The organism is Klebsiella spallanzanii, assembly GCF_902158555.1.
Lineage (GTDB): Bacteria > Pseudomonadota > Gammaproteobacteria > Enterobacterales > Enterobacteriaceae > Klebsiella > Klebsiella spallanzanii.
Genome location: NZ_CABGGS010000002.1, coordinates 120,572 through 132,698 on the forward strand (window position 1 = coordinate 120,572; position 12,127 = coordinate 132,698).

Sequence of the window (12,127 nt, forward strand, 5' to 3'; positions counted from 1 at the left end):
TCATTCATTATTATAATGAAAAAATAATTTCATTAATGTACAAAAAAGAAGTCATACGCAAGCGCACTCTGGCCAGTCAGTTCTGTTAATTAAAACCAGGCATCTGCAGTGGCGGAAGGTTTGGCGTCATTACAGTTAAGGCACATGTTTTACTTAAGAGAATTCAATCCCTTATGGAGAAAACTTATGTCACTCATCACCAGTAATGACGACCTCGATGCTCTCGTCGCGCGAGTACGAAAGGCGCAGCAGGCGTATGCGAACTTTCCTCAAGAGAAAGTCGACAAAATCTTCCGTGCCGCCGCGTTGGCAGCCGCTGATGCCCGCATTCCGCTGGCAAAAATGGCGGTCGCTGAGTCCGGTATGGGCATCGTGGAAGATAAAGTGATTAAAAACCACTTCGCTTCCGAATATATCTACAACGCCTATAAAGATGAAAAAACCTGCGGGGTTCTTGGCGAAGACGAAGCCTTCGGCACGGTGACCATCGCAGAACCCATCGGGCTGATCTGCGGGATTGTCCCCACCACCAACCCGACTTCTACCGCCATTTTTAAATCGCTGATTAGCCTGAAAACCCGCAACGGCATCATTTTCTCGCCGCACCCACGGGCGAAAAATGCCACCAACCGCGCGGCGGAAATCGTGCTGCGCGCCGCAGTCGAGGCCGGTGCGCCGCCGGACATCATTGGCTGGATTAACGAACCAACCGTGGATCTGTCTAACCGCCTGATGCACCACCCGGATATCAACCTGATCCTCGCCACCGGCGGGCCGGGTATGGTGAAGGCCGCCTACAGCTCCGGTAAACCGGCGATTGGCGTTGGCGCGGGCAACACCCCGGTAGTGATTGATGAAACCGCCGACGTGAAGCGGGCGGTAGCCTCCATCCTGATGTCAAAAACCTTCGATAACGGCGTGATCTGCGCTTCCGAGCAGTCGGTGGTGGTCGTGGATGCGATCTATGATGCGGTGCGCGAGCGATTTGCCAGTCACGGCGGCTACCTGCTGCAGGGGAAAGAGCTGAAGGCTGTACAGGGAATTCTGCTGAAAAACGGCGCGCTAAACGCGGCGATTGTAGGGCAGTCAGCAGTGAAAATTGCCGAAATGGCCGGGATCAGCGTACCTGCGGATACCAAAATCCTGATTGGCGAAGTCAAGGTTATCGACGATAGCGAGCCTTTCGCCCATGAAAAGCTCTCCCCGACGCTGGCTATGTACCGGGCGAAAGATTTCGCCGACGCCGTGGAGAAAGCGGTGAAGCTGGTGGATATGGGCGGCATCGGCCACACCTCCTGCCTCTATACCGACCAGGATAACCAGGCCGCGCGGGTGATGACCTTTGGCGAAAAAATGAAAACCGCGCGCATTCTGATTAACACCCCGACCTCCCACGGCGGCATTGGCGATCTCTATAACTTTAGTCTCGCACCTTCCCTGACCCTGGGCTGCGGCTCCTGGGGCGGTAACTCCATCTCGGAAAACGTCGGGCCGAAGCACCTGATCAACAAGAAAACTGTGGCAAAGCGAGCTGAAAATATGCTGTGGCATAAACTTCCCAAATCCATCTATTTTCGCCGCGGTTCTCTGCCCATCGCCCTGGATGAAGTGATCACCGATGGCCATAAGCGCGCGCTGATCGTCACCGACCGCTTCCTGTTCAACAACGGCTACGCGGACCAGATCACTTCCGTGCTGAAGGCGGCCGGCGTCGAAACCGAAGTCTTCTTTGAAGTGGAAGCCGATCCGACGCTGACCATCGTGCGTAAGGGGGCTGAGCTGGCTAACTCCTTTAAGCCAGATGTCATTATCGCCCTCGGCGGCGGCTCGCCGATGGATGCGGCGAAAATTATGTGGGTCATGTACGAACATCCGGAAACCCACTTTGAAGAGCTGGCGCTGCGCTTTATGGATATCCGCAAGCGTATCTATACCTTCCCGAAAATGGGCGTCAAAGCCCGGATGGTGGCCATCACCACCACTTCCGGCACCGGATCTGAGGTCACGCCGTTTGCGGTGGTCACCGACGATGCCACCGGGCAGAAATATCCGCTAGCGGACTACGCGCTGACCCCGGATATGGCGATTATCGATGCTAACCTGGTGATGGATATGCCGAAGTCCCTGTGCGCCTTCGGTGGTCTGGACGCGGTGACCCACGCGCTGGAAGCCTATGTTTCCGTGCTGGCCTCCGAGTTCTCCGACGGCCAGGCGCTACAGGCGCTGAAGCTGCTGAAAGCGTATCTGCCCGCGTCGTATCACGACGGATCGAAAAATCCGGTGGCCCGCGAGCGCGTCCATAACGCGGCAACCATCGCCGGAATTGCCTTTGCCAACGCCTTCCTTGGCGTATGCCACTCGATGGCGCACAAGCTGGGCTCACAGTTCCACATTCCGCACGGTCTGGCGAACGCGCTGATGATCTGCAACGTCATCCGCTATAACGCCAACGACAACCCGACCAAGCAGACGGCCTTCAGCCAGTACGACCGTCCACAGGCCCGCCGTCGCTATGCGGAAATTGCCGATCACTTAGGGCTTAGCGCACCGGGGGACCGCACCGCGGCGAAAATCGAGAAGCTGCTGGCGTGGCTGGAGAGCCTCAAAGCCGAACTGGGCATTCCGAAATCCATCCGCGAAGCAGGCGTGCAGGAAGCAGACTTCCTGGCCCACGTCGATAAGCTGTCGGAAGACGCCTTCGATGACCAGTGCACCGGCGCCAACCCGCGCTATCCGCTGATTTCTGAACTGAAACAGCTGTTGTTAGACAGCTACTACGGAAACAAATACGCAGAAAAATTACCGGCCTCTGCCGCAGAAAAGCCCAGCAAAGCGGAGGTCGTCGCGCAGAAATAATCAGTTAATCAACATTCAAAAGAGTGGCTGACCCGGCGGTAAGTGATTACCGCCGCTCAGAGCCAGATTTTTAGAGAAAGTCGAAAGATATCATCATGGAGAAAAATATGACTACTGTACCAAGACTGAAATATTTCGTTGATGGTCAATGGCGCGTTTCGCAGACTGAACGCTATATGGACGTCTATAACCCAAGTACCGGCGAAGTCATGGCTCAGGCCCCCTGCTGCACCGAGCAAGAAGTGCTGGATGCCGTTGCCGCAGCCCGTAAAGCCTTTCCGGCGTGGTCAAATACTCCGGCGATTAAACGCTCGCAAATTATGTTCCGCGTTCGCGAATTATTAATGCAGCATCAGGAACGCTTAACCGAGCTGGTGGCAAAAGAAAACGGTAAAGCCTGGGGCGATGCCCAGGGCGATGTCTTAAAAGCCAAAGAAGGCACTGAGCTGGCTTGTTCCATCCCCACGCTGCTGGCGGGTGAAAACCTGATGGACGCTTCCGCCGGGATCGACACTAATCTTTATCGCGAGCCGATTGGCGTCTTCGCCGGTATCGTGCCGTTTAACTTCCCCGCGATGATCCCGATGGGGTGGATGGCGCCATTATGCGTCGCTTCCGGTAACACCATGGTCATTAAAGCCGCCAGCATGACGCCGATGACCTGTATGGAAATCACCAAACTCTATCAGGAAGCGGGCGTGCCGGATGGGGTTATCAACGTCGTGACCTGTTCGCGTAATGAAGCCGATATTCTGCTGACCCACCCGGATGTCAACGGCGTCTCCTTCGTCGGTTCCACCTCCGTCGGTCTGCACGTTTACTCTAAAGCAGCGGCTCACGGCAAACGCGTTCAGGCGTTGTGTGAAGCCAAAAACCACGCGCTGGTGCTGGCCGACGCGCCAATTAACCGCACCGCCGCAGGGATTATCAACGCCGCCTTCGGCTGCGCGGGTGAACGCTGCATGGCGCTGCCGGTCGTCGTGGTGCAGGAAGAGATAGCCGATAAACTGATTGCCGCCGTGGTTGAAAAAGCCAAACAGCTGAAAATCGGCCCCGGGTATCTGCGCGATACCGATATGGGTCCGGTGATTTCTAAAGACCACAAACAGTCGGTTATCAACTGGATTAATAAAGGGATCGAAGAAGGTGCGAAGGTCGTGCTTGATGGCCGCGACATCAAAGTTCCGGGCCAGGAGAAAGGCTTCTACGTCGGGCCAACCGTGCTGGATCATGTGACCGAAGAGATGAGCGTCGGGACGCAAGAAATTTTCGGGCCGGTACTGTGCTTTAAACGGGTGAAAACCTTCGAAGAAGGTCTGCAATTAATGAACAATAACCCGTTTGCCAACGGCTCGGTTATTTTCACCCAAAGCGGCTACTACGCTCGTGAATTCCAGAAACGCACCCACGGCGGTATGGTGGGGATTAACGTCGGTATCCCGGTACCGGTTGGCGTATTCCCGTTCTCAGGCCATAAACAGTCTTTCTTCGGCGACCTGCACTGCCTGGGCAAAGACGGCGTGCGTTTCTATACCGAATCCAAATGCGTGACCTCTCGCTGGTTTGATGAAGAAGAAGCGAAACGTGAAAAAGTCGACTCCTGGGACGGTACGATTTAATCGGAAATATAAATATTATCCTAAATAATTCAAGTTGCCGGGAAGCCAGCACACCAGTAGCTTGAAGTATGGCTAGTATATACCCTAAATAATTCGAGTTGCATGCAGGCGGCAAGAGAACGAATCCCCAGGAGCTTACTAAAGTAAGTGACTGGGGTGAGTGAGTGCAGCCAACGCACATGCAACTTGAAGTATGACGGGTATAGCTCCCTCCAGATATTGCTCCGGCAATATCTGGAGCAATAACAGGATTTTTTTATTCTGCACGTGTCGCTGAATCACAAATGACGAATGCACACTAAAAAAATCCTTAATATTAAATGGAGTTTCCTATGACCCAGGCCTTCTCAATTCCACGCAGTATTATTTATGGAGAAAATGCTTTAGAACATCTGTCAACGCTGAGCGGCAAAAAAGCCGCATTAGTCACCGGCGGAAGTTCAATGAAGCGTTTTGGTTTTCTGGATAAAGCCATCAGCGAACTTAATAAAGCGGGTATGGAATGCATTGTTATCGATAATGTTGAACCCAACCCGTCCATTAAAACCGTCTGGCGCGGCGCAAAAGAGATGCTGGCCTTTGAACCAGACTGGATAGTGGCGATTGGCGGCGGTTCGGCGCTGGATGCCGCTAAAGTGATGTGGTGTTTCTATGAGCATCCTCAGCTGAAGTTCGAAGATATTATCCCCGTCGGATCGATGCCCCCGCTGCGCAACAAAGCGCGGTTTGTAGCAATCCCCTCCACCAGCGGCAGCGCCTCTGAAATCACCGCCTTCTCGGTGATCACCGATACGGCCAATCATATCAAGTACCCGATTGTTGCCGCCGACCTGGTACCGGATATCGCCATTCTTGACCCAACGATTCCGGCTAAAATGCCGCCGCACGTTACCGTTCACACCGGTATGGACGTTCTGACCCACGCGATTGAAGCCTATGTGTCTACCGCGGCCAACTCATTTACCGATCCCTATGCCGTCGAGGCCATTCGCCTGGTGTTTGAGCACCTGGAAACCGCGTACCATTCACCTGATGATTTAAATGCGCGTATGCATATGCACAACGCCTCCGCGCTGGCGGGAATTGCTTTCACTAATGCATCATTAGGACTTGTACATTCGATGGCGCATAAAATTGGCGGTGAATTTGGTATTACTCACGGTCTGGCGAATGCAATTATGTTGCCTTATATCATTCAATATAATGCGAAGTTCACTAAAAAATATCGTCAGCTGGAAGCGACCTTGGGAATAGAGAATCTGATTGAAGCGATCAACTCTCTGAATAAACGTCTGGGCGTTCCGAAAACCTTGAGCCAGTGCGACGAAGTTGAGATCAATGAAGTGACCTTCGTTAATGTCCTCGACAGAATGAGCAGCAATGCCGTTGACGACCCTTGCACGTTAACAAACCCTAACTATCCATCAGTTCAGGACGTAAAAGGGCTGTATACCAAAGCATTCTACGGTGCTTGATTAGCCACTGAACCGTTTTTTACTGTAACGCTGTTTAAAATAAGGCTGCATGGGTTAGCAAAACCATGCAGCCTTATCTTTTCTTGAACCCGTATCGCCATATTCATTCAAAGCTGAATCGTTAAAGCACATATCGATATAATTCACATATTTCCAGCAACAAAATATAAATTTACTTAATTAAAGTGATTCACATCTCATTTAAAAACATAAAAACGTGCATTTTCTCACCAGGTGAGGAACTTCACATTTTCATCATCCACTTGCAACTAAATTCCCTACATCAGTAACACAATCGATTCAGCAAAAGGGATGAAAAATGAAAAAGACACTAGCTTTGACAGCAATCGCCATGCTTATTTCCGGGCCTGCAATGGCCAAAACGTGGGTGCTGACAAGCGCTGAAAGCGGCATGGATAAAGGAAACTGGCAGATAACCAGCGACCAGCTGAAGATAAAAGATCATAACTTCAGCATTGAGCAAAAAATCCTTCACGGCGGTAAACAAGAAGGCAGTAAAATCCTGGTAATCCACAGCAAAGACGGCCTGACCATCACGCTGAGCCCAACCCGCGGCATGAACCTGCTGAAAATTGAAGGTTTCGGTTCACGAATGGGCTGGGACTCACCGGTAAAAGAAGTGGTCAACCCGGCCTTTATTAATCTCGAAAGCCGCAACGGACTGGGCTGGCTGGAAGGTTTCAACGAGATGATGGTGCGCTGCGGCTATGAATGGACCGGCCACCCGGTAACCGCCGATGGGCAGATTTATACCCTGCACGGCAAGGTCGGTAATACGCCAGCCTCGCAGGTGGAAGTTGAAGTGGCGGATACCGCGCCGTATGAAATTCGCGTTCGCGGGCTGGTGAAGGAAAGCACCTTCAAGAAAGCGGATTTGCAGACCATGACCGAGCTGCGCTACGTACCGGGCAGCAACAGCTTCAGCCTGCACGATGTCTTAACCAACCATGCCGACTATCCGCATGACTATCAAATTATCTATCACAGCAACTTTGGCAAGCCGATCCTCGAAGAGGGTGCCCGCTTCCTGGCGCCGATCGCCAGCATCAGCCCGTTCAACGACTATGCCAAAGCCGGTTTAAAAACCTGGCAAACCTATGCCGGCCCAACCAAAGATTTCGATGAGATGGTGTTTAATATGCAGCCGCTGGCGGATGAAAATCATCAAACGCTGGCCGCGGTGGTTAACAAAGCCGGTGATAAAGGCGCATCCATTCAGTTTGATACCCGCCAGCTGCCGGTACTGACGCTGTGGAAAAACACCGATACTGAGAAACAGGGCTACGTGACCGGTATTGAGCCAGGCACCAGCTACGCCTATCCGGTGACTATTGAGCGTGAACAAAAACGCGTTAAGCAGCTTCAGCCAGGAGCCAGCACTCAGTTTGATCTGACCTACACGCTGCTGCACAGCAGCGAGCAGGTGGCCGACGTTGAGAAGAGAATCTCGGCGATTCAGGGCGATACTAAAGTGGCGGAAAACGAAACGCCTATCGCGAAAGAGTAGCGCTGTTTCCCGGAGGCGATGCTACGCATCTGTCCGGGCTACCGCTCCGCAGACGGTGGAGCACCCGTAGCCCGGGCAGGCGCTTTGCGCCGCCCCCGGGAGCAGAGTGGCTGAATTCCCGGAGACGAAGCTGCGCATCTGTCCAGGCTACAAAATCTTGACCGCACCAGCCTGAGCCATGACCACCTGACGTAAGTCCCGCGCAAAGCGTTGATACAGTACATCATCAATTGGTTGCGGATAACTCAGCACAATCAATTCATGGTCGGCTATTCCCTGATGATAAGTCGGATGGCTGTGAGCCCACGAATTCGCGCAAAAGCCCATAGACGCATAAAAGCGCAGGCGCTTATGGGCAATCTCGCTGGTCAGCGGATCGATTTCGAGAATGGTCAGCGGCGCACGCTGAAGTATTTCAGCTAACAGCCGCTTGCCGTAGCCGCGCGATCGTAACGTATCGTCAATAGCCAGATGCTCAATATAGCTATAGTCAGCAAACCGCCAGCAGCCGCTCAGGCCGATAAACAGGCCATCGTCAAACCAGGCTTCCAGCACATAATGTGAGCTATCAAGCGCTTGCTGTTTAGCATCGGCTTCACGCTGCTCGTGCCACGGAAAAGCCCTACCATACAGCGCATCCAACGCGTAGAAATGAGGTGAATCGGAGGAGGTTATTCTTTCTGAGATCAACATGAACAATCCTGGTCACGAAAATATCCGCCCTCACGCCGAGGGCGGATAACGCGGGGTATGGCCTACTCGGCCGCCTCGGCCTTTTTCGCCAGTTTATCAAGCAGCTTCTGATGAATGCCGCCAAATCCGCCGTTACTCATCACCAGGATATGGTCGCCAGGATGCGCGGTTTTAACAATCATATCTACCAGCGTATCAACATCAGCGCTCCAGTGCGCAGGCTGAACGCAGGCGTCAGCCACTTCAGCCACCTGCCACGGAATATGCTGCGGCTGCAGCAGGAAGACTTCATCCGCACGACCAAGAGACGGCGCAAGGTCGTCTTTGCAGATACCCATCTTCATGGTGTTGGAGCGCGGTTCAAGCACGGCAAGAATACGCGCGGTGCCGCCGACCTTACCGCGTAATGCCTGCAGTGTCGCCAGAATCGCCGTAGGATGATGGGCAAAGTCGTCATAGACGGTGACGCCGTTGGCTTCGCCGCGCAGCTCCAGGCGGCGACGGGCGTTGATAAAGCTGCCCAGCGCATTGGCCGCATCGGCAGGCAGTACGCCCACATGGCGAGCGGCCGCAATCGCCATCAGGCCGTTATGCATATTATGCTCACCGACCAGTTCCCACTTCACTTCACCGACTTTCTCGCCATCCAGCCACACTTCCCATGAGGAAGCATCGGTGGTGAGCTTTTTCGCCTGCCAGTGGCCCTGTTCGCCAACCAGTTCCTGCTCGCTCCAGCAGCCCATCGCCATCGTCTGTTTCAGATTGATGTCGTTTTCCGGCAGGATGATTTTGCCCTTGCCCGGCACGATACGCACCAGGTGATGGAACTGTTTCTGGATAGCTTTCAGATCGTCAAAGATATCCGCATGATCAAACTCAAGGTTGTTGAGAATCAGCGTGCGCGGGCAGTAATGAACAAACTTGGAGCGCTTATCAAAGAAAGCGCAATCGTATTCATCGGCTTCAATCACGAAGAACGGACTATCGCCAAGGCGCGCGGAAACATCAAAGTTGCCCGGTACGCCGCCGATAACAAAACCCGGCTTGTAACCACAGGCTTCGAGGATCCAGGTCGCCATTCCGGCAGTGGTGGTTTTACCGTGCGTACCGGCAACCGCCAGCACCCAGCGATCGCGCAGGACAAAGTCGTGTAGCCACTGCGGGCCGGACATATACGGGATGTTATTTTCCAGTACCGCTTCTACGCACGGGTTACCGCGCGTCATCGCGTTACCGATAATCACCAAGTCCGGCTGCGGATCCAACTGGCTGGCATCATATCCTTGAATTAAATCAATCCCCTGGTTTTCCAGCAGGGTGCTCATCGGCGGATAAACGTTCGCATCCGACCCCGTTACCTCATGACCGAGGGAACGCGCCAGCATCGCCAGCCCCCCCATAAACGTGCCACAGATTCCTAAAATATGAATGCGCATTCGTCATTTCCTTCTCTTATCTGAAGCACAGTTTACCGGGATGTTGGGGGTGAAAGAAATGCATTTAAGGCGAATCCGTATTTTGCTGGCGCGATTCACCTGTGCGAGTTTTTTTTATTCTTTGTTAAGATTGTTGTGTTCGTTTTACTTCACATAAACATGCAGGGAACGGGTTATGAAAACGTTAGGTGAATTTATTGTCGAAAAGCAGCACGAGTTCTCTCACGCAACTGGCGAGCTTACTGCTTTGTTGTCGGCGATAAAGTTAGGCGCCAAGATCATCCACCGCGATATCAACAAGGCCGGACTGGTCGATATCCTGGGTGCCAGCGGTGCTGAAAACGTTCAGGGCGAGGTGCAGCAAAAACTCGACCTGTTTGCTAATGAAAAATTAAAAGCAGCACTGAAAGCACGCGATATTGTCGCCGGGATTGCCTCTGAAGAAGAAGATGAAATCGTCGTCTTTGACGGGTGTGAACACGCCAAATACGTTGTGCTGATGGACCCTCTGGATGGTTCTTCCAACATTGATGTAAACGTCTCCGTCGGAACGATTTTCTCTATCTACCGCCGCGTCACGCCGGTGGGAACGCCTGTTACCGAAGAAGATTTTCTGCAACCGGGTAGCCGACAGGTCGCCGCGGGCTATGTGGTTTATGGATCCTCGACCATGCTGGTCTATACCACTGGCTGCGGTGTCCACGCCTTTACCTACGACCCCTCCCTCGGCGTTTTCTGCCTGTCCCAGGAGCGCATGCGCTTCCCGGAAAAGGGCAACACCTACTCCATCAACGAAGGTAACTACATCAAGTTCCCGATGGGTGTGAAGAAGTACATCAAGTACTGTCAGGAAGAAGAGAAAGAGACCCAGCGCCCGTACACCTCGCGCTATATCGGTTCTCTGGTGGCGGATTTCCACCGCAACCTGCTCAAAGGCGGCATCTATCTCTACCCAAGTACCGCCAGCCACCCGGATGGTAAACTACGTCTGCTGTATGAATGCAATCCGATGGCGTTCCTTGCTGAGCAAGCGGGCGGCAAGGCCAGCGACGGTAAAGAGCGCATTCTGGATATCGTTCCGGAAAGCCTGCACCAGCGCCGTTCTTTCTTCGTCGGCAACAATCATATGGTTGAAGACGTCGAGAACTTTATTAAAGAGTTCCCGGACGCGTAAGGCTAAGACGCCGGGTAATTCCGGCGTCATTTCATGGTTTAGTTCACAAAGGTGAGTTTGACGCGTTTCGATACACGGAAATAAGGAATCCAGATCATTATCTGCCCTGCACAGGAGACAAAAACTTTTATATCTTCAACTTCCAGCCCCATACCGTAGAAATGCGCGGCAATCCAACAGTCAATGGCGTAGAGAATCGTGGTGAGCAGGACCAGGACAACATAATAATTTGGCAGCTGACGTTTCTTCCTGAAGAACAGCACCGTTGTGTAAACGGCCAGTAACCAAAGGAATATAGCACCACCAGCTTCAAAGAGGGCAACCCCTTTATATTCCTCTTCAATAGTCAGAAAAACATTCACCACACGGAACAGTCCAACGAATTGAAAAATGACGCTGAGCGTCAGAGTCAATGCAGGAAGATAAAGCCAACCGCCAATACCTGTATATTTTTTATCCTCACAGATTTTGCAATGACGATCCGGGGGTAACACTTTTCCCCCACAGCTTGCACACTTTACTGGTAATCCTTCACCTTCGGTCATATCCATAAAAATCGTTCCTTTTCCAAAATATCCCTTTTAGGGTACCGATCTCACCAGATACATATCCTGCGCGATTTACACGATTTCGTACATCAATGGGGCATGAAATAAGAATATGATTTAGGTACGAAAAATGTTTATCAGCAACGCTTCCACTGCTTTAGCACCGTGAGGTATACCAAAAGCCAGCATGAACTCAGAGCACCTTTAATATAAACGATCGGCGCGCCTCTCTGGTAGAGACGCTTCTTTATATAATTAGCGTACAAAAGTAAGTTTGACACGCACCGATACCAAGAAATAAGGGATCCAAACAGCTGCAGTAACCAGATTACGGAATATTCTAATCATCGCATCAGATGGAACCGCAACACCATAAAGATAATTCACCAGAAAAGCATCAAGAATGCTAAATACCAGACTATACGCAATTAATATGATATATACCCACCGGAGTTGCCTTTTTTTGCGTAAAAAAAGCCATGCTGTATAACCCAATAATCCTAAGAGCACAATCATAGCAAACAACTCAAACCAGAGAATTGTCCAGCTGATGCCAGCAAATACCAACTCCAGTGCCGTCATCAGGTTAAGAATCGTCATGGCAACACTGATGAGTAACCCTAATAGCGGAATGTACAACCAGCCGCCGATTTTACCGAGTTCCCTTTTTTCGCAGGCGGGGCAAAAATCATCCCCCCTCCGCACCTCGGTGTCGCAACATATACAAAAAAACTTCCTGGCCTGCTCCTGTGATTCCATCTCGTCCCTTCCCTGAAAAATAAACCGGAACGATGATTA

General features: G+C 52.0%; 9 protein-coding genes. 5 read left to right on the plus strand and 4 right to left on the minus strand.

The genetic code is table 11. The features are described from left to right. The first annotated feature begins 186 nt into the window (after window positions 1-186). The 4 genes from adhE (at window position 187) to FN082_RS04100 (ending at window position 7,478) form a co-directional block, all read left to right on the plus strand. Window positions 187-2,856 (plus strand): bifunctional acetaldehyde-CoA/alcohol dehydrogenase, encoded by a 2,670-nt coding sequence (gene adhE / locus FN082_RS04085; protein WP_139540994.1) that lies wholly within the window; start codon window positions 187-189, stop codon window positions 2,854-2,856. A gap of 107 nt (window positions 2,857-2,963) precedes the next feature. Then, window positions 2,964-4,475, plus strand: a complete 1,512-nt coding sequence (locus FN082_RS04090; RefSeq protein WP_139540993.1) for a CoA-acylating methylmalonate-semialdehyde dehydrogenase — start codon at window positions 2,964-2,966, stop codon at window positions 4,473-4,475. Window positions 4,476-4,807: 332 nt separating this feature from the next. Next, window positions 4,808-5,950, plus strand: a complete 1,143-nt coding sequence (locus tag FN082_RS04095; RefSeq protein ID WP_139540992.1) for an iron-containing alcohol dehydrogenase — start codon at window positions 4,808-4,810, stop codon at window positions 5,948-5,950. A 319-nt stretch (window positions 5,951-6,269) separates the two neighbouring features. After that, on the plus strand, window positions 6,270-7,478 hold the full coding sequence (locus FN082_RS04100; RefSeq protein ID WP_139540991.1) for an aldose 1-epimerase family protein: 1,209 nt from the start codon (window positions 6,270-6,272) through the stop codon (window positions 7,476-7,478). A 147-nt stretch (window positions 7,479-7,625) separates the two neighbouring features. Here the strand turns inward: FN082_RS04100 and FN082_RS04105 are convergent, their stop codons facing one another. Together FN082_RS04105 and mpl are read right to left on the minus strand one after the other, a co-directional pair. Further along, a complete protein-coding gene (locus FN082_RS04105; RefSeq protein ID WP_139540990.1) occupies window positions 7,626-8,171 on the minus strand; it encodes a GNAT family N-acetyltransferase in 546 nt (181 codons plus the stop codon). Window positions 8,172-8,233: 62 nt separating this feature from the next. After that, the gene (gene mpl / locus FN082_RS04110; protein WP_139540989.1) at window positions 8,234-9,607 is read right to left on the minus strand and encodes a UDP-N-acetylmuramate:L-alanyl-gamma-D-glutamyl-meso-diaminopimelate ligase; all 1,374 of its coding nucleotides are present in this window, start codon (window positions 9,605-9,607) and stop codon (window positions 8,234-8,236) included. A 175-nt stretch (window positions 9,608-9,782) separates the two neighbouring features. On the opposite strand from mpl, the gene fbp reads away from it, so the two are divergent. Beyond that, a complete protein-coding gene (gene fbp / locus FN082_RS04115) occupies window positions 9,783-10,781 on the plus strand; it encodes a class 1 fructose-bisphosphatase (protein WP_139540988.1) in 999 nt (332 codons plus the stop codon). A gap of 38 nt (window positions 10,782-10,819) precedes the next feature. Here the strand turns inward: fbp and FN082_RS04120 are convergent, their stop codons facing one another. Further along, a complete protein-coding gene (locus FN082_RS04120; RefSeq protein ID WP_142981186.1) occupies window positions 10,820-11,332 on the minus strand; it encodes a DUF2569 domain-containing protein in 513 nt (170 codons plus the stop codon). A gap of 252 nt (window positions 11,333-11,584) precedes the next feature. Then, window positions 11,585-12,088: a DUF2569 domain-containing protein gene (locus FN082_RS04125; RefSeq protein WP_142462349.1), complete on the minus strand. Its 504-nt coding sequence runs from the start codon at window positions 12,086-12,088 to the stop codon at window positions 11,585-11,587. Window positions 12,089-12,127: the final 39 nt, after the last annotated feature.

Excerpts from the sequence above, each read along its gene's own strand:
- FN082_RS04095 (WP_139540992.1), top strand. The coding sequence starts at position 4,808 with ATGACCCAGGCCTTCTCAATTCCACGCAGTATTATTTATGGAGAAAAT.
- mpl (WP_139540989.1), bottom strand. The coding sequence starts at position 9,607 with ATGCGCATTCATATTTTAGGAATCTGTGGCACGTTTATGGGGGGGCTG.
- fbp (WP_139540988.1), top strand. The coding sequence starts at position 9,783 with ATGAAAACGTTAGGTGAATTTATTGTCGAAAAGCAGCACGAGTTCTCT.
- FN082_RS04125 (WP_142462349.1), bottom strand. The coding sequence starts at position 12,088 with ATGGAATCACAGGAGCAGGCCAGGAAGTTTTTTTGTATATGTTGCGAC.
- adhE (WP_139540994.1), top strand. The coding sequence starts at position 187 with ATGTCACTCATCACCAGTAATGACGACCTCGATGCTCTCGTCGCGCGA.
- FN082_RS04120 (WP_142981186.1), bottom strand. The coding sequence starts at position 11,332 with ATGGATATGACCGAAGGTGAAGGATTACCAGTAAAGTGTGCAAGCTGT.
- FN082_RS04105 (WP_139540990.1), bottom strand. The coding sequence starts at position 8,171 with ATGTTGATCTCAGAAAGAATAACCTCCTCCGATTCACCTCATTTCTAC.
- FN082_RS04100 (WP_139540991.1), top strand. The coding sequence starts at position 6,270 with ATGAAAAAGACACTAGCTTTGACAGCAATCGCCATGCTTATTTCCGGG.
- FN082_RS04090 (WP_139540993.1), top strand. The coding sequence starts at position 2,964 with ATGACTACTGTACCAAGACTGAAATATTTCGTTGATGGTCAATGGCGC.